This window comes from Paenarthrobacter sp. NPDC057981 (assembly GCF_042886835.1).
Classification (GTDB): Bacteria; Actinomycetota; Actinomycetes; order Actinomycetales; family Micrococcaceae; genus Arthrobacter.
In genome coordinates, this window is record NZ_JBHVQI010000040.1 from 1 (window position 1) to 26,998 (window position 26,998).

27 protein-coding genes are annotated in these 26,998 nt (G+C 63.0%); 7 read left to right on the top strand and 20 right to left on the bottom strand.

Annotated features, from left to right (window positions below; translation table 11 throughout):
• Nucleotides 1-94 precede the first annotated feature (94 nt).
• From ACFVSI_RS21400 to ACFVSI_RS21445, 10 genes are all read right to left on the bottom strand, one after another.
• Nucleotides 95-856 carry a hypothetical protein gene (locus tag ACFVSI_RS21400; RefSeq protein WP_387828303.1) on the bottom strand — a complete coding sequence of 254 codons (762 nt, stop codon included), beginning with the start codon at nucleotides 854-856 and terminating at the stop codon, nucleotides 95-97.
• Entirely contained in the window at nucleotides 853-1,404 is a 552-nt protein-coding gene (locus tag ACFVSI_RS21405; protein ID WP_387828306.1) for an RNA polymerase sigma factor, read from the bottom strand. Before ACFVSI_RS21405 ends, ACFVSI_RS21400 begins: the two co-directional genes overlap by 4 nt.
• 88 nt (nucleotides 1,405-1,492) lie before the next feature.
• Complete coding sequence (locus ACFVSI_RS21410; RefSeq protein ID WP_387828309.1) at nucleotides 1,493-2,197, bottom strand: hypothetical protein; 705 nt, start codon at nucleotides 2,195-2,197, stop codon at nucleotides 1,493-1,495.
• A 116-nt stretch (nucleotides 2,198-2,313) separates the two neighbouring features.
• Nucleotides 2,314-3,384 carry a Gfo/Idh/MocA family oxidoreductase gene (locus ACFVSI_RS21415; protein WP_387828312.1) on the bottom strand — a complete coding sequence of 357 codons (1,071 nt, stop codon included), beginning with the start codon at nucleotides 3,382-3,384 and terminating at the stop codon, nucleotides 2,314-2,316.
• A 118-nt stretch (nucleotides 3,385-3,502) separates the two neighbouring features.
• Nucleotides 3,503-3,772: a type II toxin-antitoxin system Phd/YefM family antitoxin gene (locus tag ACFVSI_RS21420; RefSeq protein WP_387828315.1), complete on the bottom strand. Its 270-nt coding sequence runs from the start codon at nucleotides 3,770-3,772 to the stop codon at nucleotides 3,503-3,505.
• A 239-nt stretch (nucleotides 3,773-4,011) separates the two neighbouring features.
• Nucleotides 4,012-5,739, bottom strand: a complete 1,728-nt coding sequence (locus ACFVSI_RS21425; RefSeq protein ID WP_387828318.1) for an ABC transporter family substrate-binding protein — start codon at nucleotides 5,737-5,739, stop codon at nucleotides 4,012-4,014.
• A gap of 79 nt (nucleotides 5,740-5,818) precedes the next feature.
• On the bottom strand, nucleotides 5,819-7,984 hold the full coding sequence (locus ACFVSI_RS21430; protein ID WP_387828321.1) for a dipeptide ABC transporter ATP-binding protein: 2,166 nt from the start codon (nucleotides 7,982-7,984) through the stop codon (nucleotides 5,819-5,821).
• Entirely contained in the window at nucleotides 7,981-8,958 is a 978-nt protein-coding gene (locus ACFVSI_RS21435; RefSeq protein WP_387828324.1) for an ABC transporter permease, read from the bottom strand. The genes ACFVSI_RS21430 and ACFVSI_RS21435 overlap by 4 nt, the downstream gene beginning before the upstream one ends.
• Nucleotides 8,958-9,941: an ABC transporter permease gene (locus ACFVSI_RS21440; RefSeq protein ID WP_387828327.1), complete on the bottom strand. Its 984-nt coding sequence runs from the start codon at nucleotides 9,939-9,941 to the stop codon at nucleotides 8,958-8,960. The genes ACFVSI_RS21435 and ACFVSI_RS21440 overlap by 1 nt, the downstream gene beginning before the upstream one ends.
• Before the next feature lie 306 nt (nucleotides 9,942-10,247).
• Nucleotides 10,248-10,862: a TetR/AcrR family transcriptional regulator gene (locus ACFVSI_RS21445; protein WP_387828330.1), complete on the bottom strand. Its 615-nt coding sequence runs from the start codon at nucleotides 10,860-10,862 to the stop codon at nucleotides 10,248-10,250.
• Between the two features lie 123 nt (nucleotides 10,863-10,985).
• Between ACFVSI_RS21445 and ACFVSI_RS21450 the strand changes: the two genes are divergently transcribed.
• Nucleotides 10,986-11,555 (top strand): NAD(P)H-dependent oxidoreductase, encoded by a 570-nt coding sequence (locus ACFVSI_RS21450; protein ID WP_377550235.1) that lies wholly within the window; start codon nucleotides 10,986-10,988, stop codon nucleotides 11,553-11,555.
• A gap of 199 nt (nucleotides 11,556-11,754) precedes the next feature.
• Entirely contained in the window at nucleotides 11,755-12,564 is an 810-nt protein-coding gene (locus ACFVSI_RS21455) for a hypothetical protein (RefSeq protein WP_387828333.1), read from the top strand.
• Between the two features lie 21 nt (nucleotides 12,565-12,585).
• On the opposite strand, the gene ACFVSI_RS21460 is transcribed toward ACFVSI_RS21455, so the two are convergent.
• The 3 genes from ACFVSI_RS21460 to ACFVSI_RS21470 all read right to left on the bottom strand — a co-directional run bounded on the left by ACFVSI_RS21460 (nucleotide 12,586) and on the right by ACFVSI_RS21470 (nucleotide 15,171).
• The gene (locus ACFVSI_RS21460) at nucleotides 12,586-13,125 is read right to left on the bottom strand and encodes a hypothetical protein (protein ID WP_387828335.1); all 540 of its coding nucleotides are present in this window, start codon (nucleotides 13,123-13,125) and stop codon (nucleotides 12,586-12,588) included.
• Nucleotides 13,106-14,230 (bottom strand): hypothetical protein, encoded by a 1,125-nt coding sequence (locus ACFVSI_RS21465; RefSeq protein ID WP_387828338.1) that lies wholly within the window; start codon nucleotides 14,228-14,230, stop codon nucleotides 13,106-13,108. Before ACFVSI_RS21465 ends, ACFVSI_RS21460 begins: the two co-directional genes overlap by 20 nt.
• 92 nt (nucleotides 14,231-14,322) lie before the next feature.
• Entirely contained in the window at nucleotides 14,323-15,171 is an 849-nt protein-coding gene (locus ACFVSI_RS21470) for an isocitrate lyase/phosphoenolpyruvate mutase family protein (RefSeq protein WP_387828341.1), read from the bottom strand.
• Between the two features lie 110 nt (nucleotides 15,172-15,281).
• Here ACFVSI_RS21470 and ACFVSI_RS21475 point away from each other — a divergent pair, with 110 nt between their 5' ends.
• From ACFVSI_RS21475 to ACFVSI_RS21485, 3 genes are all read left to right on the top strand, one after another.
• Nucleotides 15,282-16,589 carry a PLP-dependent aminotransferase family protein gene (locus ACFVSI_RS21475; RefSeq protein ID WP_387828344.1) on the top strand — a complete coding sequence of 436 codons (1,308 nt, stop codon included), beginning with the start codon at nucleotides 15,282-15,284 and terminating at the stop codon, nucleotides 16,587-16,589.
• Nucleotides 16,586-17,014 (top strand): universal stress protein, encoded by a 429-nt coding sequence (locus tag ACFVSI_RS21480; RefSeq protein WP_262276426.1) that lies wholly within the window; start codon nucleotides 16,586-16,588, stop codon nucleotides 17,012-17,014. The genes ACFVSI_RS21475 and ACFVSI_RS21480 overlap by 4 nt, the downstream gene beginning before the upstream one ends.
• 172 nt (nucleotides 17,015-17,186) lie before the next feature.
• A complete protein-coding gene (locus ACFVSI_RS21485; RefSeq protein WP_144662318.1) occupies nucleotides 17,187-17,498 on the top strand; it encodes a hypothetical protein in 312 nt (103 codons plus the stop codon).
• Between the two features lie 28 nt (nucleotides 17,499-17,526).
• On the opposite strand, the gene ACFVSI_RS21490 is transcribed toward ACFVSI_RS21485, so the two are convergent.
• From ACFVSI_RS21490 to ACFVSI_RS21510, 5 genes are all read right to left on the bottom strand, one after another.
• Nucleotides 17,527-18,123: a phosphatidic acid phosphatase gene (locus ACFVSI_RS21490; protein WP_387828367.1), complete on the bottom strand. Its 597-nt coding sequence runs from the start codon at nucleotides 18,121-18,123 to the stop codon at nucleotides 17,527-17,529.
• 37 nt (nucleotides 18,124-18,160) lie between these two features.
• Nucleotides 18,161-19,696 carry a dihydrolipoamide acetyltransferase family protein gene (locus tag ACFVSI_RS21495; RefSeq protein ID WP_387828347.1) on the bottom strand — a complete coding sequence of 512 codons (1,536 nt, stop codon included), beginning with the start codon at nucleotides 19,694-19,696 and terminating at the stop codon, nucleotides 18,161-18,163.
• A 58-nt stretch (nucleotides 19,697-19,754) separates the two neighbouring features.
• Nucleotides 19,755-20,735 carry an alpha-ketoacid dehydrogenase subunit beta gene (locus tag ACFVSI_RS21500; RefSeq protein WP_387828349.1) on the bottom strand — a complete coding sequence of 327 codons (981 nt, stop codon included), beginning with the start codon at nucleotides 20,733-20,735 and terminating at the stop codon, nucleotides 19,755-19,757.
• Nucleotides 20,735-21,928 (bottom strand): pyruvate dehydrogenase (acetyl-transferring) E1 component subunit alpha, encoded by a 1,194-nt coding sequence (gene pdhA / locus ACFVSI_RS21505; protein ID WP_387828352.1) that lies wholly within the window; start codon nucleotides 21,926-21,928, stop codon nucleotides 20,735-20,737. The genes ACFVSI_RS21500 and pdhA overlap by 1 nt, the downstream gene beginning before the upstream one ends.
• 151 nt (nucleotides 21,929-22,079) lie before the next feature.
• On the bottom strand, nucleotides 22,080-23,198 hold the full coding sequence (locus tag ACFVSI_RS21510) for a histidinol-phosphate transaminase (protein ID WP_387828354.1): 1,119 nt from the start codon (nucleotides 23,196-23,198) through the stop codon (nucleotides 22,080-22,082).
• A 90-nt stretch (nucleotides 23,199-23,288) separates the two neighbouring features.
• Here ACFVSI_RS21510 and ACFVSI_RS21515 point away from each other — a divergent pair, with 90 nt between their 5' ends.
• Complete coding sequence (locus ACFVSI_RS21515; RefSeq protein ID WP_274262012.1) at nucleotides 23,289-23,717, top strand: phage holin family protein; 429 nt, start codon at nucleotides 23,289-23,291, stop codon at nucleotides 23,715-23,717.
• Nucleotides 23,718-23,720: 3 nt separating this feature from the next.
• On the opposite strand, the gene ACFVSI_RS21520 is transcribed toward ACFVSI_RS21515, so the two are convergent.
• Together ACFVSI_RS21520 and ACFVSI_RS21525 are read right to left on the bottom strand one after the other, a co-directional pair.
• Nucleotides 23,721-25,067, bottom strand: a complete 1,347-nt coding sequence (locus tag ACFVSI_RS21520; RefSeq protein ID WP_387828358.1) for a hypothetical protein — start codon at nucleotides 25,065-25,067, stop codon at nucleotides 23,721-23,723.
• Nucleotides 25,067-25,420: a hypothetical protein gene (locus ACFVSI_RS21525; protein WP_387828361.1), complete on the bottom strand. Its 354-nt coding sequence runs from the start codon at nucleotides 25,418-25,420 to the stop codon at nucleotides 25,067-25,069. Before ACFVSI_RS21525 ends, ACFVSI_RS21520 begins: the two co-directional genes overlap by 1 nt.
• 124 nt (nucleotides 25,421-25,544) lie before the next feature.
• On the opposite strand from ACFVSI_RS21525, the gene purB reads away from it, so the two are divergent.
• Nucleotides 25,545-26,951, top strand: a complete 1,407-nt coding sequence (gene purB / locus ACFVSI_RS21530) for an adenylosuccinate lyase (RefSeq protein WP_387828363.1) — start codon at nucleotides 25,545-25,547, stop codon at nucleotides 26,949-26,951.
• Nucleotides 26,952-26,998: the final 47 nt, after the last annotated feature.

Sequence of the window (26,998 nt, forward strand, 5' to 3'; positions counted from 1 at the left end):
GCTTCCATACGAAGCCGCACCCCGCCGTCGTGGTTTAAACCGCGCCGAGTTGGCACTTAATGACAATGTTGCTGCCGAACATTGTCATTAAGTGTCACTTCGCGGGCAGTGTGGGGAGCTCCGGGACCGGGATGTCCGAGGGGCGGAGCTTTGAGGGATCCAGCTTGGAAGGATCAAGGTCCGGGGGTGTGACGGGCAGCGACGGAGCCGGCGGAAGGATGCCCTTGCCCGGATCGGTGCTCGGACCTTTGGGGGCTTGGGACTGACCGTGGCCCGGGGTGGTCTGCGGATCGGTGTGGGGTGTGCCGGCAGGGTTCGTGGGAGCCGCCGGGGAAGGGGTGGGCTGGTTCGGAACAACGGCCGGCTGGCTTTCCTGGTGGGAAGGGCCCTGCACTGGCGTCGTACCTTCGGGCACCGGGGGCTGGGGAGGGGTGCCCGAGCCGGGGGTCAACTGTGAAACCACCGAGCCGATGGCCGCGCCGATGTGCTGGAAGGCTCCTGGAATCCCGCCCTCGGAGGCTGCTGCCGCCGTGGCACCACCTGCCAGCGATGCCGCAACGACAAGACCGACGACGGCGGCGCGCCCCTTCTTCCTGCGGCGTGCGGCCAGTTCATCCACAGGAGCAGCGTGGTGCGTCGCCTCAGCAGCGACGGCGGGCATCAACTCCGTGGCCGCGGGGACACCCACCATCAGGGCGCGGACGGCGTCCGAGGGCATCGGTGCGCTGTTGGCCAGGGAACGCAGTTCGAGAAGTTCTGTGCGCAGGGCGGAGGTGTCCTCCATCCCGGCGTCCGCGAGCAGGGAGTCGATGGCCTGCTGGTCGTTCCGCCGACGCGGTGCGGTGTTTTCGCTCATGATGTGCCGTTCCTTAGTAGCGCACGTTTCTTCAGTGCGCCCAATGCCCTGCGCTGCAGTTGTTTCACGGCACCTTGGGACTTGCCCATGATGTCCGCTGTTTCTTCCACCGACAGGTCGGCGACGACCCTCAGTGCCAGGACCTCCCGGTAATCCTCGGCGAGGTCCTCCAAAAGTTCGGTGACCCCCAGGCCGGATGCACTTCCGAATGCCTGCTCTTCCGCCGATGGGGAGCGGCGGGCATCGAAGTCCGGTTCGTAAGGCGTGGAGTCGGGGGTCCGTTCACGTTTCCGGTAATGGTCCACCAGGCGGGCATGCGCGATGGTGAACAGCAAGGTCTTGGCACCCTGCAGCCCGCCGTGGAGCGTGTCCAGCTTGGGGTACAGGGCCAGGAAGACGTCCTGGGTTACAGCTTCGGGGTCGTCCACGCCGCGGGCTTTAAGATAGCCGAAAACCGGCCCGGAAAAGGCGTTGTAGGCAGCCGTGAAGAGCAGGGCGGGATCGTCGTGATCCGCCTGCACGTATTCGTCAGCCAAGGGTTCAAGCACCCGTGGACGCCTCCATCCCGCGTTATGTGGCAGGGCTCCTTGTCATCAAGCCAAGGAGCCCTGCCGTTAAACCGTACCCGCTGCTTGCTTAGCGGACGGAATCGACGGGTGCACCGTTGACAGCCGGAACCTCAGTGGGAACCTGGGTGGGCAGCGAAGGCACAGCCGGGACGGCGGGAACTGCCGGAACCGCGGGCGTCGCCGGAACAGCGGGAACTGCCGGAACCGCCGGAGTGGCCGGAAGTTCGGACTTGACGGAAGCGTCGGCGTTGGCGTCAGCCTTGGCGTTGCCGTCGGCCTTCAGGCTTGCAGCCTTGCCGGCTTCCACCACTGCGGTGCAGTGTGCCTGGACGTTGGCTTCGCCGCCGGCGGCAATGGCCAGGGACTTGAAACCGGCAACCTTTGTGTCGGCCTTGAGGCCACCATTGAGGAAGGAGTTGCAAAGACCGAAAGCTTCCGGCGACGTAGCGTCTACCACGGCGGCCTTGGCGTCGTTGACGGCGTCGCTTGCCTTGGCCTTGCCGGCCTCGGCTGCGTCTTCTGCAGTTGCCTTGGCGGTCTCGACGGCGTCGGTTGCCTTGGTCTTGGCGGTTTCGGCAGCGGCGGCTGCTTCAGCCGTCTTCTGCTCGGCGATGGGGGCAGGGGCGCCTACGACGTCGTGCGCGGTCTGCTGGATTTCAGTGGGAAGGGCGCCATTGAAGGCAGCGACGCCGGTTCCGCCGACAGCTACAGCTCCGGCAGCCAGGACGCCTGCGGCGACTTTGCTGGTGGCAAGGACAGTGAACAAGGACATAAAACCCTCCGACAAACGATTTTGGGATTGCCCCGGCAGCTGTTGGGCGGCTGCCGGATGATCAGCGTGCGGGCGTGGCCCGTACTCCCCCTACATCGCTGGGGACGTCGGTGAGGTTACGCCTTTCCCAAAAAATCTTTTGAAGCCAGCACCCGGGCCTGTTCAATCAGCCTCAGAACCGCCACTGGGCCGGCCGGATCGACAGGTACCGGGCGCGCGGACGCTGCGCCGCCGTCGTCGAGCTTTTCCGCCAGAAGACGGTAAAACTCCGGGTAGGCGCCGCGTTCGGTGGGGACGGTTCTGCGTTCGTCGTCCAGCTCGAGCGTGCCATGGTTTTCCTCAGGCTCGACGCCGTACTGCGGGTCCGTGGGCAGGCCTCCTCCCAGCACAAAGGGCTCCTGCGGATCGGTGCCGAACTTCACGAAGCCGCCCTCGGTGCCGAGGATCCGGAAGCGTGGACCGTGGAGGTGGCTGTTGAGGTTGATGGTGGCATGGGTGACCACCCCGGATTCGTGCCGGAGGGCGAGGAAAACGTCGTCGTCGGCACGTTCCTGGGGGCGTCTTGCCGTGATTTCGGCATAGGTGACAGTGGCCGGGCCGAAGAAACGGAGCGCGAGGTCCAGGACGTGGGTGCCGAGGTCGAACAAGACCCCGCCGCCGTCTTCCGCCGTGGCACTGGCCTTCCACGCCTTGGCGATCTCCGGCGCCCAGCGCTCCATGCCGATCTCGAACCGGGTTACGGCACCCAGCGTCCCGGCGTCGAGAAGTTTCTGCACGGTGAGTGAGTCGCCGTCCCAGCGCCGGTTCTGGTAGACGGTGAGGACGCGGCTTTCCTTCGCAGCCAGGGCAATCAGTTCCTCGCCTTGGCTGCTGCGGATCACGAAGGGTTTATCCACGACGACGTCGAGCCCGGCTTCCAGCGCGGCTTTCGCCAGCGGGTAGTGGGTTGCCGGCGGTGTGCCGAGGACGATGAGGTCCAGCTCGCCGGCCAGCGCGAGGATATCCTCCGGGGTGTCGACGATCCTTGTTGCCGGGTAGCGCTCCTTGGCTTTGGCCTGCCGTTCCGGGTCCGAGGTTGCGATGATGCTCAGCTCGTAAGCCGGGTTGGCTTCGATGAACGGCGCGTGGAAGACGCTGCCGGAGAGCCCAAACCCTGCGACGGCGGTGCGGATCGGCTGTGAAGTCATGCCCCAAGGCTAGATCAGTAGACCTCGCGGCGGTGGGCAGCCCGGAAAATGATGACGACGAGTTCACCGTCGTGGATCTGCTTGGCGGCCACCGTGCTGAACTCGACCCGGTATTGGCTCACCGAGCGATTCCGTTTTCCTCCAGAAGGTCATCCAGACTCACGCGGGCACCATCATCTTCCGCTTTGGCGGCATGAAGGGCCCTAAGATCCGCCTCATCTTCGAGACGTTCCAGCCGCTCAAGATCCTCAGCACTGATGAGCACCGCAGCAACCTTGCCTCGCCGGGTGATGCTGATCCGTTCATGGCCGTAGGCGGCGCGGTTGATCGTGTCTGAGAGGTGAACACGGAGGTCAGCGACACTCACGACGTAGTCTGCGGTACCCATGCATCCAGATTACGCGCTTCTGTACCTTATGTACATCTCGTACTTTATGTACATGTAGGGTCCGCGGCAAGCGCGGGAAATGTGAGCGAGCGTTGGCAGGAAGCGCGGGGGATGTGAGCGAGCGTTGGCAGGAAGCGCGGGGGATGTGAGCGAGGGTGGGGACGCCGAAGGCCGGGATCTTTTTCGAACCGGTGGCGGTTCAGGAAGATCCCGGCCTTCAGGAAACTACAGCGGGAGGGCTACTTCTTGGCGCCCTTTTCCCAGCCGATGGTGGTCCAGTCCGGAACGTTGGAGTTGCTCTTGAACAAGGACGGGCCGTAGTTGGCCAGACCCTTGTGCACAAACTGGATCTCCGGGCCGTTCAGGACGGTTCCCATGGAGAAGTACTTCTCCATGTGCTTCTTTTCCACCTCCATGGCGGCCTTGTTGCGCTCGGTGTCATCGGCAATGGTTGCCAGACGCTTGATTTCGGCGTCAAGCTCGGCGTCACCAAGACCGTTCTCGTTGGTGGTGGAGTCGTAGTACTGCTTGACCGCATCCGTTGCGTCCGCACCTACGGTGTAACCGGAGATGGTCACATCGAAGTCGCGGGTTCCAACAACCTTGCCGAAGTCGGCGTCACCGCGCTGATCGATGGTCACGTCCATGCCGGCAGCCTTGAGCTGGTTCTGCAAAGTCTGCGAGGTGGCAGCGGTGGTCGGGTCATCGCCGAAGTTGGTGATCTTGAAGGCGACAGGAACACCGTCCTTCGCCATGATGCCCTTGTCGTTGGGCGCGTAGCCGGCGTCGGTCAGAACCTTCTTGGCGGCATCCGCCCCGCTGTCCTTCACGGGGTAGTTGTCCTGGTAGTACTGGGAGAACGGCATGAGCATCATCGAGCCCGAGCTCTCTTCGGACCAGTTCAGGCCGTTGAAGCGGACGTCGCGGATGGCTTTACGGTCGACGGCGGTGAAGATCGCCTTGCGCACGGCCACGTCAGTCAGCGCGGGCTTCTTGGCGTTGAGGTTCAGGCCACCGGCGAAGAGGCGCTGGCCACGGCGGACGTCGGCGTCCTTGGTGCCTTCGAGCTGCTTGTAGCGGCCCAGGGTACGTCCGCTGGTGGCGTCGATTTCACCGTTCTTGAAAGCAGCGATGGTTGCACTCGGTTCCATCTGGCGCCAAATGACCTTTTCCAGGACCGGCTTCTGGCCCCACCACTTGTCGTTGGGAACCATGGTGACGGTCTTCGCCGTCGTGTCGTATTTCTCCACCTTGAACGGGCCGGCCATCCACTCGGGGTGCATCTCGCCGGCGAAGCCCTTGTTGAAGATGTCAGCAGTGTTGATGGCCGGGTGGATCAGGCCGAAGAACAGGCTTTCCAAGGGGTAAACAGGCTGGGTGGTGGTGACGATGACTTCCTTGTCGTTGGCACCGGCCTTGACCGAATCCACGAAGGCATAGGCACCCGCGGTGACGATGTCAATGGCCTTGTCCTCGCCCTTGAGCATGTTCCACGTGTTCTGGAAGGTCTTGACGTCGATCGGAGTTCCGTCGTTCCAGGTCGCCTTGTCGTTGACCTTGATGGTGATGGTCTGCTTGCCATCCTTGACTTCGCTCTTGACGTCCTCGCAGAAGTCCTTGTTCGGTGCGGCCTTGCCGTCGAAGTCGAGTTTCCAGCAACCGCCGATGCCGCCACTGCTCATGCCGACGGGGTTGACCGGAGTCAGCAGTGCGGAGGTGTCCGCGCTGTTGCCCACATTGGAGTTGTTGTTGAAGTCCGGGCCAATACTGCCCACAGCGAGGGTAACCGTGCCACCCTGCTCCAGATCCTTGGCTTCCTTGGCGTTGACGCTGATCAGCTTGCTGATGTCGCCGCCTGCTTCTTCGGCCTTCTGGGAGGCCGGACCCGACGGCGTTCCCCCGCCGCAAGCGGTCAGCATCAGCGCTGCTGCCAGTGCTACGCCGCCGATCGTCGTGTACTTCTTCATGGTGTGCCCTTCATGTTTACGACTGGAAAATCATTTGCGAGTTTGAGACCAGGGATTTATTCAAATGAGTCATGTGTTGTCAGGCATGCACCACCAGCATGTCGGCATCGATTTCTCCATCCGGGAAGAAGCAGGCAAAGTCCTGTTCTCCTTCTTTCCCGGAAGCCAGTGGCGGCTCCAGAGTAAGGCACTTCTCCTGCTTTTCGGCAGGCAGTGCGGCGAACACCGGGCAACGTGTAGCAAAGTTGCAGCCCTTGGGGGCGTCGAGGGGGCTGGGAAGATCGCCCTGCAGGATGATGCGTTCGCGGGTGCGTTCCACCTCGGGATCCGGCACCGGGATCGCGGACAGCAGCGCCCTGGTGTAAGGGTGGCGCGGATTGTCGAAGACATCGTCCACATGGCCCGTCTCCACGATTTTGCCCAGGTACATCACGGCAACCCGGTCCGAAATGTGGCGGACTACCGAGAGGTCGTGCGCCACCATGAGGTAGCTGAGGCCAAGTTCGGCCCGCAGCTTGTCCAGCAGGTTGATCACACCGGCCTGCACGGACACATCGAGAGCCGAGACGGGTTCGTCCAGGACCACGAGCTTGGGGTTGACCGCGAGCGCCCTGGCGATGCCGATGCGTTGGCGCTGCCCGCCGGAGAACTGGTTGGGGAAGCGGTTGACGTGGTCCGGTTGCAGGCCCACCAGCTTCATGAGCTCCATGATCCGTTTCCGGACGGCAGCCTTGGGCATGCCCAGGTTCTCCAGCGGTTCGGCCAGGACCTCGTAGACGGTGAAGCGCGGGTCCAGGGCGCCGGTGGGGTCCTGGAACACCATCTGCATCTCTTTGCGCATGGCCATGGTGGTCTTGTGGTCCGTGGCCGCCTTGTTGCTGACGCCGCCGATGACAACTTCGCCCACCTGGTCCGGGTGGAACTCCATGATCTCCAGGAGCGTGGTGGTCTTGCCGCAGCCGGACTCGCCCACGATCGAGACACACTCCCCCTCGCGGATGTCGAAGCTCAGCCCGTCCACGGCCTTGACCGTGCCGATGCGTCGCTTGATCAGGGCACCCTTGAGAAGCGGGAAGTGCTTCTTGACGTCCTTGAGCTCCAGGACCTTTTCGCGCTCGAGGCGGGGGACGCCGTCGAACTTTGATACCGGTTTGGGCGGCGCGTGGAAGATCTTGTGCGCGTCCGCGTTGCCGGAAAGCTCATCGGCCTTGATGCAGGCCGCCTTGTGGCCGAGCGTTTGGTGTGCGGAGCCCGGCACGGGAATCAGTTCGGGTTCGCCGTGCAGGCAGGCATCGCTGACCATGGGGCAACGTGCTGCGAAGGAGCACCCGAGAACGGGCAGTGCCAGGTTGGGCGGTGTTCCTTCGATCGGCACCAGTGACTGCTTCTCCGAGGAGTCCACGCGGGGCACTGCTCCGAGGAGGCCCAGGGTGTAGGGCATCCGCGGGTTGTAGTAGATGTCCTCCACCGTGCCGGTCTCCACGGGCTTGCCCGCGTACATGACCATGATGTCGTCGGCCATGCCCGCCACGACGCCGAGGTCGTGCGTGATCATGACGACGGCGGCGCCGGTTTCCTCCTGCGCCGTGTGCAGGACTTCCAGCACCTGCGCCTGGATGGTGACGTCCAGCGCCGTCGTCGGTTCATCGGCGATGAGCACCCGCGGATCGTTGGCGATCGCGATGGCGATCATGACGCGCTGGCGCATGCCGCCCGAGAACTCGTGCGGGAAGGCTTTGAGCCGGTCCTTGGGGCTCGGGATGCCCACCATCCGCAAAAGCTCGACCGCGCGGGCTTCTTTGGCCTGTTTGCTCATGGTGGGGTTGTGCACCGTGAGGGCCTCGATGATCTGGTTGCCCACCGTGTACACGGGCGTCAGGGAGGAGAGCGGGTCCTGGAACACCATGGCGATGTCGTTGCCCCGGTGCTTGCACATGGCTTTGTCACCCAGGCCCAGGAGTTCCTTGCCCTTGAAGCGGACGGAGCCGGTGATGTCCGCGGTTTCGGGGAGCAGGCCCATGATGGCCATCGAGGTGACGGACTTGCCGGAGCCGGACTCACCCACGATGCCAAGCGTCTTGCCCGGCATGAGGTCGAAGTCGACGCCCCGGACAGCATGGACCACGCCGTTTTCGGAGTTGAACCGGACGTTGAGGTCTCGGACGCTGAGGACGGCGTCCCCGGGGGCGTAGAGTCCGGCGTCGCGGAGGCGCTCGGCGGGGTTCTGGGACGTGTTGGTGCTCATTTGTTGGTCACCTTCGTGGTCTTGGCGTTCGCACCGTTCCGTTTGGCCCGGCCAATGGAACTGGAACTGGGGTCGAAGGCGTCGCGGAGGCCGTCGTTCATCATGGCCAGCGAACCGGTCAGGAAGAACATCACGATCAGCGGTACCCAGAACATCCAGGGGAAGGAGGACACCTGGCCCGTCGCCTGGCCAATGAGGACGCCGAGACTGACGTCCGGAAGCTTGATGCCGATGCCGATGAAGGAGAAGGCAACCTCGGCAAGAATGGCACCTGTAATGCCCCGGGTGAAGTCGAGGACCAGCAGGGAGCCGATGTTAGGAACCAGGTGGCGCCAAACGATCCTGCGGGAAGGCACGCCCATGTACTTGGCGGCTTTGACGTAATCCCGCTGCATGAGGGACATGGACAGCGAGCGCACCAGGCGGGCAGTGCCCATCCAACTGAAGAACAGCAGCACAACCACCAGCAGCAGCCAGCTGGGAAGGCTCTTGAGCCCTCCGCTGCCGCTGGTCGCCACGGCAACCACCAGGATGGCGGGCATCATGATGAGTGCTTCGAGAATGAACAGCATGGTGGCATCCACCTTGCCGCCAAAGAACGCCATGGTGCAGCCGTAGACGGCGGAGATCAGCACGGACAGGCCGCCAACGATGAGGCCAATGAGGATCGAGGTCCTGGTTCCATCGACGATGAGCGCCATGAGGTCGATGCCGGCCTGTGTGGTGCCCAGAAGGTGGTCAGGCGAGGGTGGCATGCCGATGTTGAGGGGATCGATGGTTTCCTTGTCCCACGGCGTCAGGAACCCGCCGAAGACGGAGAACAGGAACAGCGCCAGGAAGATGAACAAGCCGGCGACGGCGGTCCGGTTCCGCATGAAGCGACGGAAGATGATGCGGGACTTGCCGATCACGACGTCCTGGTCGGCTACCCGTGTCTCATCGATTTCGGCGATCGGGTCAATGATGTTTGTCATTACTGGACCCTCACTCGCGGATCGACCAGGGTGGTGGCGAAGTCGGCCAGGATGGCACCGACGGCGAAGATGACCGAACCGTAGGCCAGCGTGGCTGTGGCGACGTTTACGTCCTGCAGGCCGATGGACTGGATACTCCAGAGGCCGATTCCCGGCCACGCGAAGATCGCTTCCGCGAAGAAGCCGCCCGTGAAGATGGCCGGAATGGTGAAGGCGATGCTCTGGGCAACGGGGATGAAGGAGACACGCAGGGCATGCTTCCGGATGGCCTGGTTGCGGGTCAGCCCCTTGGCTCGTGCCGTGCGGACGAAGTCGGCATTGACGTTGTCCAGCAAGTACTGGCGCTGGGCGATCTGGTAACCCGCCCAACCGAAAATGGTCATCGCGAAGGTGGGCACGGCGTAGTGGGCCACAAGGTCAACGAAAGCCGGCCAACCCGGGTCTATTCCCGGCGTCGAAATTCCTGTCACGAAGAAGATGCGCTCGCCGACGGCCTCATTGACGCTGATGGCGCCGAGCTGGACCAGGAAGTAGGCGATGGGCGCTGGGAGGATATGGACCAGGTAGCTGTAGGACGTGATGACGCGGTCCTGGAACTTGTACTGGCGTGCTGCGGAGTAAACACCCAGGGCCACGCCGATGATCAGCGTCAGGATGATCGAGGCGATGAAGAGCCGGGTGGAAACCAAGACGCGGTCCGCGAATTCTGCGTTGACGTAGGCGCCGTTCGGGCTGCGACCCCAGTCCCAGCGGGTCACGATGCCGCCCAGCCATTCGATGTAGCGCTCCCAGGGGTTCTTGTCCGGGTCCAGTCCGAGGCCACGGAAGGATGCGGCGACCTGCTCCGGCGTTGGCCGCGGGATCTTTTCCTGCTCCAGGACGGCCGGTTTGAGGGAGGACACTGCCAGGAAATATCCGGCGCTTGTGGTCAGGAAGATCATGATCAGGTAGATGCCTGATCTCTTCAGCAGATATTTCAGCATGTCGGGTGGCTGCCCCGAATCGTGGCAAAACTCAAAGCTCGTCCTTCCGCGGTTCCCGGCTGTGGCCGGCGTCAGCTGCGAATTGGCGCAGCGGGTGGTTTGGCTCCCCCAGCGCCCCTTCAGTGATCACCGGGCCATGTATGGCATGGGTCACATTCAAGAGGAAACTACCACAATAAGTGCTTCACGTTTTGCTTCGACGACGCCACTTTAAGGCCTGCAGCCAGATTGTTATGTGCAGCTTGCGTCACGAAATGGACGACGGCGCCACTCAAGGGCCGCTGTTCGGCCCCCCAGGCACCCGGGCTACTTGTCCCCCAAGAGCCTCGCGATGAGCTCACCCCAGGAATCGGTGAGCCGCGTGGGTGAAATCCCGCGCGTCCGGACATCGTCAACGATCCGTTCGGGGTCCAAGGCGTAGGTCAGCGACATTGCCATGACCCAAGGATCCGCAATGCCGGCCTCCCGCAGCAGAACCTCCATGTGCCGGTGCGAAAGCTTCGTCGCCGGGACATCGAATCTGTTGCGGGTGGCAGCACCGGCCGCCTTGAGCAAATCGCCGTTTTCCAGCACGAAGAAGATCCGGCCCTCGCCAAACGCCACGAGGCGATCCTTCGGCGAAGCGCCCGGACCCAACGGTGGCGGACCAAACATGAAGGCGCGTTGGAAGTCCGACTCCGCGTCGCTCAGCAGGGTCATCATGAGGCCCGCCCTGCTGCCGAAACGCCGGAAGACCGTCCCCTTGCCCACCTTCGCTTTGCATGCGAGGGCGTCCATGGTCAAAGCGTCCGCGCCGAACTCGTCCACCAGTTCCCGGGCAGCGCACAGCAGGCGCTCGCGGTTCCGCGCGGCATCGCTGCGCTCATGCGGCAGCCCTGGCGACCCCAATGGCGCGTCAGGCTGGAGGGGGATGAAGCTCACAAGAAACATTCTAGACCCGGGAATAGAAACCGGACCGTAGTCCGTTTAGTATCGGTGAAGGCTCCAAAGCCCCACAAACCGCAGGCCGGATTCCCTCAGCCCGGCCCGACACAAGGAGACACCATGTCCAAGAGCACAGTCCTCACCCTCGTCGGCAGCCTGCGCGCCGATTCCCACAACAAGAAGCTCGCCGAAGCCATCCAGCTGAACGCCCCGGAGAACGTGGAAGTCCAGATCCACGACTCCCTGGGCAACATCCCCTTCTACAACGAAGACATCGACGTCGAGGGCCAGGTTCCCGCCGAAGCCGCCGCCCTCCGCGAGGCAGCTTCAGCCGCCGACACCATCCTCCTGGTCACCCCCGAGCACAACGGCACCGTCCCGGCATCGCTGAAGAACGCCATCGACTGGCTGTCCCGCCCGTTCGGCGCCGGCGCCCTGTCCGGTAAGCCGACCGCCGTCGTCGGAACCGCTTTCGGCCAGTACGGCGGCGTCTGGGCCCAGGACGAAGCCCGCAAGGCTGTCGGCATCGCCGGCGCCAAGGTCCTCGAGGACGTCAAGCTGGCCGTCCCGGGTTCCATGATCCGTTTCGCTGAACTGCACCCGAAGGACGACGCCGAGGTCGTTGAGCAGATCAAGGGCATCTTCGAGCCCCTCACCTCCGTGCAGGATGACGAAGAAGCAGCAGCCTAGTCTCACCGGACTGATGCCCCCGTCCCGCAGTCCGCGGGACGGGGGCATTTTCCGTTTCTGCGTGCTCCGTTCCAGGCGGCTGGCTCCCGGGGCGTGACCAACTCTTGTCCGAACCGTCACCGTAGCGGCATGTTGTGTGGCGCCGTCCCGTCCTAACGTTGGACGTACAGGTGGACGGGGACAGGAGCGCGGGGCTGTCATGCGTACCGGACGGGGAATCAAAAGCACGACGGCGATCGCGGCTGCCTGCATCGCTTTCGGTGCTTGGGTGGCTGGCTGCACCACGGTTCCGGACGCCGCCCCTCTCCCGACGCTGAACTCACCGCCTACGGTTTCCGTGCCCTCGCCTGCGTCGCCTTCGCTTGCTGCGCCGTCGCCCGTGATTCCTTCCCCCGTCGCCTCGACCGTCCCCGCTCCGGGCATTCCCTCTGTCGCAGTTCCGGCCGAGCCTCCCCCGTCCCCCTCTGCAGCTCCGGCATCGTCGCCTGCCTCCGCGGGCACCGCCGTGCCGCATGCGACGCAGCCGGTTCCCGTCGTCGAGCCTTCGCCGGAACCAGGCACCAGCGCTCCTGAACCGACCGCTACGGCCAAAGCCGCGGAAGTGGACGCCGACGGTCCCGCGGTCTACTACGTCGCAATCGACGACGGCGGTGCGCGCGGCGTTCGCTTCGGCTGCAACGACAGCCTGGTTCCCGTGCGCGGCGTTTCGGTTCCCGGCGATCCGCTGTCCGTGGCGCTGGGACGTTTGCTGGAAGCAGGCCTACCGGTGGACAGCGACGCTGCTCTCTACGATTCGTTGGCCGGTTCATCGCTGAGATTCCTGTCCGGCTACATGAACGGATCCACGGTGGTGGTGAACCTCAGTGGATCCCTGCGGCCGTCCGGAGTGTGCGACATTCCACGCATCCAAGCCCAGCTGATCCACACGGTCGTGTCCGCCACGGGAGCTTCGCGGGCGGAGATCTACGTCAATGGCCGCACGCTCACGGAGGCGCTGAGCGTGCGGTGAAGGCGAGCCGCCGGGACGTTGCTAGGCCGTCGCAATGGCCAGCACCCGCCTCAGGGCCCAGGCTACGCGCAGCAAAGACAGCACCGCAGCAAAGGCCAGCACGAAGGCCCCGGCCTCGGGGATCCACAGGCCTGTGGGCGCATCTCCTTCAAGGACAACCGTGACCAGCGCTGCGATCACCAGAAGACCGAGCCCGGGAATGGCGAAGAGGAAGACCTCCCCGATCTGGCGTCGGTGGATAGCCGAAAGCCTTTCCAACGGAAGTTCCCGCTGGCCCGGGGCGGCCTTCTTTCCGAGCACGTTGATCAGCATGGAAACACTCGTCAGGGTGAGCCCGGCCGTTGCACCGGCCAACGTGGCGAGGGTTTGGAACAGGGTTCGCCGTGCACCCGGGTCCGCGTGTTCCAGCATCAGGGGTTGACCGGCCGCGGCAGCTATACCCAGCCAGAGAATGACAGCCAGAACGGCCCAAAGGTAGTCCGCCGTTGGGTGCAACAGGAACCATCGCCACCAAGAGTTGCGCCGCCCAGGGCGGTCAACATCAACCTCGTACAAGCTCATGACCGTCTCCGACACGGGGTTCATTGGCCGCATGGCCGTCCACCCCGGCGCTGTTCGTGGCCCCGGCGCTGTTCGTGGCCCCGGCGCTGTTCGTGGCCCCGGCGCTGTTCGTGGCCCCGGCGCTGTTCGTGGCCGCAGCCAGAGCTGCGCGGACAGTGGCCATTCCTCCCGCAACGAGGTCCGGGACCAGGCCGGAATCGGCAGTTCCCTTGATGTCCGGCAGCGTCCTGGCGAAGAAGGCCTCGTTGTCGCGAGCCTGTTTGTTGAGGATCGCAATGGCCTCTGCTGCGGACTTCTGTGGATCATTGAAAGCATCCGGGTCCACCTCGACATGCGAAATGAACCGCTCCTTCAGCAAGTCCACTACCTCGCGGTCACCGGTCAGGGAGTCTTTGCCTTCCGCCACGACGTAATCGAAATGTTCCACGGAGCCGGCCTGCCGGAACAGATCGATCAACCGTTGAATGCGTTCCCGGATCCGCCGCTTGTCATCGGCACTTCCGGACCTTCCCACACTCAAGGAAATCCGGAAGGTTCCCTGGTTCATCAAACGGGAGGCACTCTCCAGCACATCAGCCCACTCACCTTCCATGAGTTTTCCGGACAGGCGCTCTGCGGGCAGGGCGAACTCAAAGCGGCTAACCTCCAGCCGGGTGAGGATTTCCTCGACGTCCTCCCTCACCACCGGCACCAAGGTGGGCTCCAATCCCAGCATGCCCTCAAGGTACTCCCCCATCCGGGATGCCCGCGGACCGTTTCCACTGGTCAGCACTGCCATGACATTGCGTTTGAGGAAGGCGAAGTAGGTGGTCTCCAACAGATGGTCACCCGGCGCCAGGGGAAGGGGCTTGCGGCGGCCGAGAGCATCGCCAACACTGGGCAGATTGGCGTCCCGGACCCTGTCAAGAAGCAGCACAGGGCATGGCGAAGACGCGACCGCCCGGGCGATCATCACCGTCCCGTCAGCACTGGTGAAGTGCCGGTCCGTTCCGGCGTCCTGGGCCTTCTTCAGAACTTCCGCCACGCGGCGCGCAGGAAACGGACGGTTGAGCTCATCGCCGTTCAGCTGCTCGATCCGCCAGAAATGCACACTGCGCCGTGCCATGAAACCTCCCCTCGTCTTCCATGGTTCCCACGCTATCGGCGGGGTCCGACATTAAAGCCAGGCGCCGCCGTCGTGCGCCTTTTACCGACCTCTTACAGGCCGTACTTGGGCCCCTGCTCGAACAAGGCGTCCATTTCGTCGTGGCTGCGGGTACCGGCCAGGCCGGACCAGTTTCCGTCACCAAGGATTTCCGTGGCCACGCGGGCGACTTTGGCGTAGGCCGCTTTGGCGGTGTTGCCGCCGATACTGACCCGCCGGACGCCGGCGTCGTGCAGTTCCAGGGGCGACGGCGCGCCCACACCTGCCAGCGCGTTGAGGGGAGCCCCTATCCGGCTGGAAAGCTCGTGCAGGACATGCAGGTCCACGACGCCCGGCACGAAGATTCCGTTGGCTCCGGCGGTGACGTACGACTCGGAACGCTTCAGGGTTTCGTCGTAGGCCGAGTCCGGGAACTGACCGGACAGGTACGTATCGGTTCGGGCGTTGATGAACAGCGGGATTTCGCGCTCGTCGGCAACCAAACGGATGATGGCGATCCTGCGTGACTGCTCTTCGATGTCCGTGAGCGGGTCCGTCGCCGAGTCTTCGATGTTGATCCCCACGGCACCGGCGTCGAGGACTGCGTGGATGGTGGCGCGGAGCTCATCATCGGTTCGTCCGTAACCAGTCTCGATGTCCGCTGTCACAGGCAAGGTGGTGGCTCCGGCGATTCGTCCCAGCGCGGCCATCGCCAGGCCCCACGGCACATGATCGCCGTCCCGGAAGCCCAAGCTCCAAGACACAGCCGAACTCGAGGTGGCGATCGCCGTCGCGCCTGCTTCCTGAACCACCCGCGCGGACGCCGCGTCCCAGACATTCACCAATACCAAGGGAGTCGGTCCGGCGTCGTGGAGTTTGTGGAAGTGTTGGGCTTTGGTCACGGATCCCCGGTGTGCTGTCATAGCTACATTCCAACTGCTACCGCCCTCGCCGTAAAGCATGGTCCGCAATATCTGGTGATCCTGAAAACAAATGTTGCCTCTTTAGCAACATCGAGGAGTATCCTGTGACTGTGACCCACGAAACACTGGATGCCGGCGCAACGCTGCCCGCTGAAGCCATCGACGCCATTGAGCGGGCCGCGACGGCCGCTCACCCGCACGAGGAATTGTTCTCCGCGCGGGCCGCCAACATCAAGCAATCCGCTGTCAGGGATGTGTTTGACATCTCCATGCAGCCAGGGCTTGTCTCCTTGGCTGGAGGCAATCCCTATCTTCAGTCCCTTCCCCTGGAAAAGCTCGGCCAGACTGCCGCGCGGATCATCGCCGAAGAAGGCATGACCGCGTTGCAATACGGCGGTGGCCAGGGCACGGAGGAACTGCGGGCGCAGATCTGCGAAATCATGGCCGCCGAGGGAATCACCAACGCCCTTCCCGAGAACATCGTCATCACTGCGGGGTCCCAGTCAGCCCAGGACGTCGCCACCAAGGTCTTCTGCAACCCGGGCGACGTTGTGCTGGTCGAAAATCCCACCTACGTTGGCGCCTTGAACACGTTCGAGGCCTACCAAGTGCAGGTGGAACCGGTGGAAATGGACGACGACGGCCTGGTGCTAGAGCTTCTTGAGGCCAGGATCGCGGCGCTCCAGTCAGAGGGCAAGAACATCAAGTTCCTCTACACGATCCCCAACTTCAACAACCCTTCCGGAATCACCTTGGCGGAAGAGCGCCGGCAGCGAATCGTCGATATATGCCGTAGCGCGAATATTATTGTGCTGGAGGACAACCCTTACGGACTCCTGCGCTTTGATGGCCGACCGATCACGCCCATGCGCGCGGACAACCCGGACGACGTGATCTATCTGGGCTCGTTCTCCAAGATTTTTGCTCCCGGACTCCGTATCGGCTGGGCCCTTGTACCCGCCCATTTGCAGAGGCGCTTTTACCTGGCTTCCGAAGCCGTGACACTCTGCCCGCCGCCCCTTAATCAGATGCTCGTCTCGGCCTATCTGCGCGACTTCGACTGGAAGGGCCAGATCGAGACCTACCGCACCTTGTACGCCGAGCGTTGCCGGGCCCTGCTGTCCGCGCTCGATGAGTACATGCCCGCTGGCCTGACATGGACCAAGCCAGCCGGCGGTTTCTTCGTCTGGGTCACCCTGCCTGAAGGCGTGGATACGTACCCTCTGCTCGGAAAGGCGATCGACGCCGGCGTCGTCTTCATCCCGGGCGCGGCCTTCTCCCCCGCCGACGGACCCTCCAACAAACTGCGCCTGGCCTTCAGTGCGGTGCCGCCGGATACGATTGCCGAAGGCGTACGACGCCTGGCGCCTGTCTTGGCCGAAGCCATCCAAGCCACCAGTGAAGGAGCAGCACAATGACCGGAGTTGTGATTGTCGGAGTCGACGGAAGCGAGACCGCAATGAGGGCGGCGCAGGCAGCGCAACAGCTGGCCCTTGGACTTGGCGCGAGCCTGCGCGTTGTCAGCGCCTTCGACAGCAACCGGACGGAAGTTGTTGAGATCGGCACGGACAAGTGGATCGTCTCCGATGCTGCCGAAGCCGAAACCGTAGCCCGCACCGTTGCCGAGCGCCTTGCGCATGAGGGCCTCGAAGTGACCTACTCGGCAGCACGCGGCAAGCCAGGCGAAGCCTTGGTCAAAGAAGCCGAAGTGCAGGATGCCCGCCTGATCGTGGTGGGCAACCGCCGCATGCAGGGATTGGGCCGGGTCCTTGGCAGCGTCGCCAACACCGTCGCGCATACCGCTCCCTGCGACGTCTACATTGCCAAGACAGACCAGCCGTAAAGCGAGCTGAATCACGCGGCCGGGTGGGGAGACTCACCCGGCATTTGGCGCCTTCCGGCCGAACCCCCTGATGCAACCGTTATAAAATTGAGATGCCCCCAACGGCGTGCGCCACCTCCACATCTCACTTTCAGGGGAACATTTCTTGCTTACTTTGCAGCCTCGCCAGCGCGTGGGCCACGACATCCTGCTCGCCCGTCACGGCAACAACATCAGCACCATGCGCTACGACCGTGCCAATAACCGCATCGTCGCAATGCTCGACGACGGCTCCTGGGACAGCGCCCCCAACATGATCACCCCGGGTCTGGAGATGCCCGAAACCATTGGCAGCGTGTTCCGCAAAGACTGGCGCTTCCTCTCCGTGGCGTGCGTAGCCATGATCACGGTCGCTGCAGTAGCCATGGGCATCAGCGTGGAGCTGGCCAACAACATGTCGACCACCGAACTCCAGGCATTGCTGGTCAACTACCCGGCGTTCTAGCCTAAATCCAGGGTTGCGTGGACTTCGGCTACAACATCAGTTCCCGCAGCAGCCACCACAATCCGGCGATGACGATGCCGCCGAAGAGAGACCCTGCGATGACCTGACCCAGGGTGTGGGCGCGAAGGACCAAACGGGACCACCCCACCGCCGGGACAAGGATTAGCAGTGGAAGCCACGGGGGCCCGAACATGAGGACAGCAATGACTACCGCGGCCGCGAGGGCAGAGGCGTGCCCGCTCATCTTCCAGAAAGCGCTGACTACGGCCAAGACCGCGATCCCGGCGATCAGCGCGATGATCATCACCGAGACGCTCACCGGTCCGCCGACCAACTGCAGCACCAACAATCCGGTCACAACGGAGACCAGCGCCATCAAGAGCAGAGCCGGCCGCTGCCTCCTGTCGCTGACATGGTGGTCCGAAATCCGGCCCAGCTTCACCATCACCAGCACGTAAGCCAGCGGAAGCACGCAGACGAAGAAGGCTCCCAGCAAGCCGAACCACATGGTCCCCGGAAATCCGGGTTCTATTGCCGGGCTTATGAGCAACAGGACCAAGACAACGACCGGCGGCTGGAAAGCCTCAGTCAGAATGCGGGCAAAGGTTCGCCACGGTCCTGTCAGCAGCTGCGGAGGTGTGTGAACCGGTTCTGCCTTCTGGTCAATCAAGCAACAGCGCCGGTTCTTCGAGAATGGCCGCGACATCTGCCATGAAGCGTGCCGACAAGTCGCCGTCGACCACGCGGTGGTCGAAGGAACCGCCCAGTGTGGTAATCCACCGCGGAATTACTTCGCCGTCCAGAACCCACGGCTTCTGCTTGATGGTTCCAAACGCAATGATGGCCACCTCGCCCGGATTGATGATCGGCGTGCCCGTATCAATGCCCAAGGCACCGATGTTGGTGATGGTCAAGGTTCCGCCCTGCATCTCGGCAGGCTGAGTCTTACCCGCCCGGGCCTTGGTAGCCAGCTCATTGAGTGCCAGCGCCAGCTCCTTGAGGGAAAGATCCTGGGCATCCTTGATGTTGGGAACCATGAGCCCGCGCGGGGTTGCCGCTGCGATGCCCAGATTCATGAAGTGCTTGATCTGGATCTCGGCTCCGCCCTTGCCATCAGCATCTTCCACCCATGTGGCGTTGACGCTGGGGTTGCGGGCTGCTGCCCAAATGACCGCCTTGGCGAGGATAAGCAGCGGCGAGATCTTGATGCCCTCGAAATCGCGGGAAACCTTCAGGCGCTTGACGAACTCCATGGTCCGGCTGGCATCAACATCCACAAAAATGCTCACATGGGGCGCAGAGAATGCGGAGTCCACCATTGCCTTGGCGGTCGCTTTGCGCACGCCCTTGACCGGAACTCGCTCCACCCGCTGGTCCTGCGGCTTCCTTGAGGCGCCCCAGAAAGTGTCAGCCTGATCGTGCTCAGCATCGCGCTGGGCCTGGTAGCTCACCAGGTCCTCCCGGGTCACCTCACCCCGTTGCCCGGTAGCGACGACGTCAGCCAGGTCGATGCCAAGGTCCCGGGCGAACTTGCGCACCGGCGGCTTCGCCAAAACCTTGTTGACCAAACCACTGATGGTGCCGCTGATAGCGGCACCGCGGGTCGCTGCCGGCTGCTGCACCGCCGGGGCCGACGACGCCTGCTGTACGGGTTCGACGACGGGGCGTGCCGCCGTCGGACGCTGCGGAACGGGTGTCTCGGCTGCTTTTGCCGCCAGAACCGCTTGGTTGTCCTGGACGGCACCTTCGGCGTTTTCGGCGACGCCGGCGGCCTCAACAACTGCACCGGTTGGGCGTTTGCGGGCACGGCGTTTGACGGCGTCGGCCTTGGGTCCGGAACCAACCAATGGACCGCCGGCTGGCTGCTCCCCGGCCTCCGCCGTGAGTTTGCCGTAGACAGGGGTGAAGGTCTCTTCAGCCGCAGGAGCTTCCGGTGCGGTGCCGTTGGCGTCTTCCTGCCCCTCCGAAACGGCGATGATCGCCGTGCCCACCTCGACGGTGATGCCTTCCTCCACCAATAACTCAGTGACTGTGCCGGCAAAGGGCGACGGCAGCTCAACGAGGGACTTGGCGGTCTCGATCTCGCAGAGGACATCGTTGATGGCAACGGTGTCGCCCGGCTTGACCTTCCAGGCAACTACCTCGGCCTCGGTCAGGCCTTCTCCGACATCCGGCAGGTTGAATTTCTTTACAGTCACAGTGGTCCTCGATTTCCGGTTACCAGGCAGCGAAGCCGGGCAGGATCAGGGCAGGTTTTCAGTAGGCCAGGGAGCGGTCCAGGGCTTCGAGGATCTTGTCGATGTCCGGCAAGTAGTCCTCCTCCACCTTGGCCACCGGATAGGGCATGTGGAAGCCGCCAACACGGATAACCGGGGCTTCCAGGTGCAGGAACGCCCGCTCGCTGATGCGTGCCGCGATCTCACCGCCGATCCCGCCGAAGGTTGGGGCCTCGTGGGCGACAATCAACCTGCCGGTCTTCTTGACCGAAGCTTCCACGGTGTCGAAATCCAAGGGGGAGATGGAACGGAGGTCGATGACCTCGATGCTTCGTCCGTCCTCCGTGGCAGCGTTTGCTGCCGCCAATGCGACGGGCACCAACGGGCCGTACGCCACGATGGTGGCGTCGGTACCTTCACGGACGACGTGGGCCTTGAACGGGTCCTCGGAAAGGCCCGGGCTCTCGACATCGACCTCGCCCTTGAGCCAATACCGGCGCTTTGGTTCGAAGAAGATCACCGGGTCCTGGCACTCCACGGCCTTCTGGATCATCCAGTAAGCGTCATGGGCATTGGAAGGGCTGATGATGCGCAGGCCCGCGGTGTGCGCAAACAGCGCTTCGGGCGACTCGGAGTGGTGCTCGATGGAGCCAATGCCACCACCATAAGGAATCCGGATCACCACAGGAACGGTCAGCTTGCCCAGGCTCCGGGCATGGATCTTTGCAAGCTGGGTGGTGATCTGGTTGAAAGCCGGGTAGACGAAGCCGTCGAACTGGATCTCACACACGGGCGAGTAGCCCCGAAGGGCAAGTCCGATGGCCGTGCCCACGATGCCGGACTCAGCCAGCGGGGTGTCAAGGACGCGGTCGTCGCCGAATTCCTTGATGAGGCCATCAGTAACCCGGTAAACGCCACCCAGGTGGCCGATGTCCTCACCCATCAGGAGCGACTTGGGGTTCTTCGTCAACGTTGCACGGAGACCCTCGTTGATGGCCTTGGCGATGGTCATTGTTGCCATCAGTTGGATGCCTCCTGGTCGCTCTCGAAGCCGGCCGAGTACTCCTCGAACCAGGCCAATTCCTCTGCAATCAGCGGATGCTGCTCGGCGTAGACGCTGGCAAACGCCTGGCGGATGTCCGGAACTTCCAGCCCGTGCGTGGTGCTGCGAACGTACTTGGCCAATTCGTCGCCGTCGGCCTTGACCTGGTCGAAGAACGCATCGTCGGCGAGACCTTCGGCACGAAGGTATTTCTCCAAACGGTCCAGCGGATCCTTTTCCCGCCAAGCGGCTTCTTCGGCGGACTCCCTGTATTTGGTGGGATCATCAGCGGTGGTGTGTGCACCCACCCGGTAGGTGTATGCCTCAATCAGGACCGGGCCACGCCCCTCGCGGGCGTGCTCCAGGGCCCATTCGGTGACGGCGTGGACGGCAATGACATCGTTGCCGTCCACCCGAATACCCGGGAAACCGTAGCCCTTGGCACGGTTTGAGAGCGGGACCTTGGTCTGAACCTCGGTTGGTACGGAAATTGCCCAGTGGTTGTTTTGGCAGAAGAACACAACCGGTGCGTTGTAGGAGGCAGCAAACACCATGGACTCGTGGACGTCGCCTTCCGAGCTGGCGCCATCCCCGAAGTAGGCCATGACGGCGGCTTTGGGATCCGTTGAATCCGTGGCGGCCGCTGACTTCTGGTCCCGTTGGACGCCCATGGCATAGCCCACGGCATGAAGCGTCTGCGCTGCGAGTACGAGCGTGTACAGGTGGAAATTGTTTTCGCGCGGATCCCATCCGCCGTTGGACACCCCACGGAACTGCTTCAACAACTCTGCGAGGTCTACGTTCCGGACAAGGGCCACTCCGTGCTCACGGTAAGTGGGGAAAATGTAGTCCTGCGGTTGGCTGGCGTGACCGGAGCCGATCTGGGCGGCTTCCTGGCCCGTCAGGGGGACCCACAAGGCGAGCTCGCCCTGGCGCTGGAGGGCGGTGGATTCCTGGTCGAAGCGACGGATCTTTGCCATGTCGGTGTAGAAGACACGGAGCTTTTCCGGATCGATTCGCTTGGCGTAGTCCGAGAAGATCGGGTCCGAGCCCAGCGTCCCGTCGGGTCCGAGCAACTGCACCATGTCCGTGGCTTCGCCTGGCGCGGCTGCCAACGCGGTGGTGGCCGCGAGAGAGTCTTCCGTCCCGGGGGGCAGTTGTGTCGAGCCCATTCCGTCTCCTTGCTTTGCCGCGGCTAACCGCCGGGCAATGTCTGTCGCTGGGATATATGCCCGTTCCGGAATGCATTCCGGAACGGGCATACTTTTGGCTTTCGTCCCTTACTTTATCGGCAGTAAGTTCGGATTCCGCATTTGTTAACCGCTAGGAACCCAGCGGCACCTTTGTATAACCTGCACAGAGATTCAGGAATCGGGTGTTGGCTTCCACCTCACCGATGCTGACGCGGACTCCTTCATTGGCGAAGGCGCGCACAGACAATGCTTGTTCAGCTGCCAAGGCCGCAAACTCAGCACTGTTCTCGCCGAGATTCAACCAAATGAAGTTGCCTTGAGCCTCGGGGACAAACCATCCCAAGTCCCGCAGCCCAGCCCTCACCCGGTCCCGTTCGACCACCAGGCTTTGTACCCTTTCCACAACCTGGTCGAAATTCTCAAGTGAAGTGACTGCGGCGCGTTCCGCGATTTGCGATACCGCAAAGGGCGTAGCCGTCACCCGGAGATGTTGGGTGAGAGCCGGGCCGGACACGCTGTATCCCACGCGCAGGCCAGCAAGCCCATGGGCCTTCGAAAATGTCCGGAGAACTATGACATTGGGGTATTTCCGGTACAACTTGATGCCGTCTACAGCTTCCGGGTCACGTACGAATTCCTGATAGGCCTCATCAATGACCACCACCACATGCGGCGGAACCGAGCGGATAAAGCGTTCCGTTTCCTCGGCGGTGAGGATGGGCCCGGTGGGGTTGTTGGGCGTGCACAACAGGATCACCTTGGTGCGGACAGTAACTGCCGCCGCCATGGTGTCGAGATCATGGCGGCCATCTGCCAGCAAGGGAATCTGCACACTGGCAGCGCCTGCGAGGCCGACACAGATGGGGTAAGCCTCGAACGAACGCCAGGCATAGATCACTTCATCTGCCTTGCCATCATCATTTTGACCGGCGAAGGTGGCAAGGATCTGGTTCAGTGCCCCCAGGCTTCCGGCGCCTGTGACGACATCGTCAGCCGGGACGTCAAGGAATCCTGCAAGGGCCGTCCTGAGCTTCGTTGCCAAGGGGTCAGGGTAGCGGTTGATGTCGGTCTGGTCCGCGATTGCCTGCAACACTGCAGGGATCGGGGCCAGCGGGTTTTCATTGGACGACAATTTGTAGCTGGTGAGGCCTTCAATCGCTGCTGGCGGTTTACCTGCGGCGTATTTGGGAAGCCTGTCCACGACCGGTCGAGGGAGTACGCCCTCCGGTGCGTTGTCAGTAGTAGTCATGGCTTCAAGCCTACTTGTACCCTCGCCGCGAGCGCAGAGGCTTGGGGAGCCGCACAGCCACGGCACAGGTGCATGTGGAACGATGGACCCATGGGTTCATTCATCATCCGCGTCCTTGTTAATGGGCTGGCTCTTTGGGTTGCTACCTGGCTGTTGCCAGGTATGGACATCAACACCACCGCTACGGAGTCAGCAGCGGCAAATGCAGGGCTCACGCAGGGCGCCGACACGGCCGGCATTATTCTGGGATACCTGTTTATCGGGCTCATTTTCGGTGTGGTCAACGCATTCGTTCGCCCCCTGGTGAAAATTCTTTCGCTGCCGGTGACGATCCTGACCTTGGGCCTTTTTACGATCGTGATCAACGCGGCGATGTTGTACCTCACTGCGTGGTTGAGCAGTTTTACACCGGTGCATTTGACCCTTGATTCCTTCTTCTGGACTGCGATCCTCGCGTCAATCATCATCAGCATCATCTCCATGGTGGCGGGACTCATTCCGGGCGCACGCAAGCGGTAGGAATCATCGGGAACCAGCCGTGGACCGCGATTCGGGAAGCCCGGGAACCGTCAAGCTGTTCCGACGATCAGGAAGCGGATCACGGGTGAGCTTGAACCTGGTGACTTTGGCTGCGCCGCCAGCTCCGACCACGCCCGCGAACGCCGCAGTGGATGCCACTAGTGATGGATCGTCGCTGGCCGCGACCAATTCGGCTCCCTTCGCATAGTTCTCTTGGTTGTGCCCAGGGCCCAAGCCTGGTCCTTCCCCTTCAGGCGTCTGAACGTGCTCGGTCAGCGTTACCGTCACCCGGTCCTTGGTGTCCGGGTTCATGTGGCCATCTGTTCCCGGGACCCAGTCCTGCACGTGCTCCAAGTGAAGGGAACTGATGCCGGGCTCTGGAACGATGCCCCCAACCGGAGCCCCGGCAGTGAGAACAAATTTGAGGTCGAATTCACTGAGAAACGCCTTGTCCCGGCTCAAGTTCATGGCGTGTACGCCGCCTTGGCTGTGCCCTACCGCCACCACCTGGTCCCCTGCCTCCGCCCCCGCTTCACGCAAGGCTTGCGCGACGGCAGGAGCGACATCCGCGGAGCGATAGCCGACTGCTTCGCCGATTCCCTGGATGTCGAAAGGATTGCTTGAGGGCGTATTGGGCTGCGTGCCTGGAATCAGGACCATCCAGGAAGATGAACCGCTGTTGTCGAACTCAATAACCTCAATCTCGCCGTTGTTCCTGTCGTAGACCTTCTCGAGGCGGCGGAGACTCCCGGCCAAGGAAGGCTGCACGTCCTCGGCGGTTTCTCCGACCTTCGTCACGCTGACGGGACGGGGTTGAAAGGCTGCCAGCAACGGCGAGCCCACCATCAGGCCGAGTACTTGCTCCGCTTCAAGACCCGGGCTGACTACAAGGTTCAAGATGTCCTCAGTGAGGTCACGTCCCAGGGGGAAGAGGTGACCCGGGTCCGGGAACATCATCGCCCCGGGCCCAAACAGATGGGGTCGTGTGTTCCCCGCTTCAGTTTCCACATAATCCCGGTGGCTGGCCCGTACGCTTGCGCTGACGTCGCCCAGGGCCTGGCGCAACCGGCCTACGTCTTTGCGGCTTTCGGCTACCTCGTCGATGGCGAGACAGCCTGACTCGAAGGAGTCGGACAGATACGGCATAAGTGCATCCTGAACGCGACGTGCCTCTTCTTCGATACCCAGCAGCTGCCTAACCGTGGCGTCGAGCTGATCAGCTCCGCGCACCAGCTCTTCCAGCTGGAAAGAGATCCCGCCAACTCCTCCCTGAATGCGGAGGCTGCCGTCCGGCGGCGGCGGTGAAGGCGTCGGTGCTGCTCCGGCCCCGATGGGAGCTGCGTCGGCCATCAGTTCCCCCTCTCACCGGAGACAGAGACGTTCTGTGAATGCCGAAGGACCACAGCTGCTGCGCCATCGAGCCTCTCCCTGGTCCGCATCAGCGCGGAGGCATGGATGGCAAGTGTGGTCCGGAAGGCCCGGCCGGCCGGGGACTGCCAGTCGTCCAACTGCAGCTTCCGCAGGGATGCGAGGACGCTGTCTGCCTGATCAACGCAATCCTTCATTCGCCATGCGAGCCGCTGGACCTCGTGGCTTCGGGAGGCACATTCCGAAGGATCGAAAATGGGCGGATTGGCGGCAGGCATCAAGCCGAGGCTCATGACGGGTGTACTCCAGTGGTCGTTCTGCTGATCGGTAGCCAAAACGCTACGGATGGGCAGGCACGGAAGGAAGGAATGAAGTTGCGTATGTGGATAACCTGACGCTCATCCACATAGCGCCGTCATCGACTCAGGCCTCTGTGCCGGGCATGAAAGAATAGGGACCATGGCTGAATCCCCTCGTGTGTCCCTCGCTTCCGAACCCCTGGCCCTTGGCGCCCTTGATGGCCGCTACCGTGCCGCCGTCGCACCCCTCGTTGATTACTTGTCCGAGGCCGCGCTGAACCGCGATCGCGTTCACGTCGAAGTTGAGTGGCTTATCCACCTGACCAGCCAGTCCGTTCTTCCGGGCGCCGGCCCGCTGTCCGAGTCCCAGATTGCTCAGCTGCGCGCCATCGTCACCGAATTCGATGCTTCCTCGGTCAATGAGCTCGCCGAGATCGAGGCTGTCACTGTTCACGACGTCAAGGCCGTCGAGTACTACATCGCCCGCCGCCTGCCCGCGATTGGCATCGAGAACCTGACTGCCATGGTTCACTTCGGCTGCACCTCCGAGGACATCAACAACCTCTCCTACGCAGTGGGAATCAAGGGTGCCGTGGAGGACGTCTGGTTGCCCAACGCCACTGCATTGGTGAAGCAGATCGAGGCCATGGCGGAAGAAAACCGCTCGGTGCCCATGTTGTCCCGTACGCACGGCCAGCCCGCCACCCCCACCACGCTCGGCAAAGAACTGGCCGTCATCGCGCACCGCTTGAACCGCCAGCTCTCACGCATCGCCAAGACCGAGTTCCTTGGCAAGATCAACGGTGCCACCGGCACTTACGCCGCCCACGTCGCATCCGTGCCGGGCGCTAATTGGGAAGCTGTGGCAAAGTCCTTCGTCGAAGGCCTGGGCCTCACGTGGAACCCGCTCACCACGCAGATCGAAAGCCACGACTGGCAGGCCGAGCTGTACGCCGACATCGCCCGCTTCAACCGCATCCTGCACAACGTCTGCACGGACATCTGGAGCTACATCTCCATCGGCTACTTCCGCCAGATCCCGGTTGCCGGCGCCACGGGTTCCTCGACCATGCCCCACAAGGTAAACCCGATCCGCTTCGAGAACGCTGAAGCCAACCTGGAGATCTCCAACGGCCTTCTGGACACCCTCGCCGCAACACTGGTGACCTCCCGCTGGCAGCGCGACCTGACCGATTCCTCCTCGCAGCGCAACATCGGCGTGGCTTTCGGCCACTCACTGCTTGCCATCTCCAACGTCGCCAAGGGCCTCAAGGCACTGGACGTCGCCGAGGAAGTCCTGGCAGGCGACCTCGATACCAACTGGGAAGTACTGGGCGAAGCCATCCAGATGGTCATGCGCGCAGAAGCCATTGCCGGCGTCGAAGGCATGGAGAACCCTTACGAACGCCTCAAGGACCTCACACGTGGACAGCGCGTGGACGGCGCCCGCATGCAGGAATTCGTCCAGAGCCTCGGTCTTTCCGCCGACGCTGAAGCCCGCTTGCTTGCGCTGACCCCGGGCAAGTACACCGGCATCGCCGACAAGCTGGTGGACCACCTGAAGTAGACATCCAAGAGCGCAGGCGCTCGACGACGGCGGGCGGGGCTGGGTGC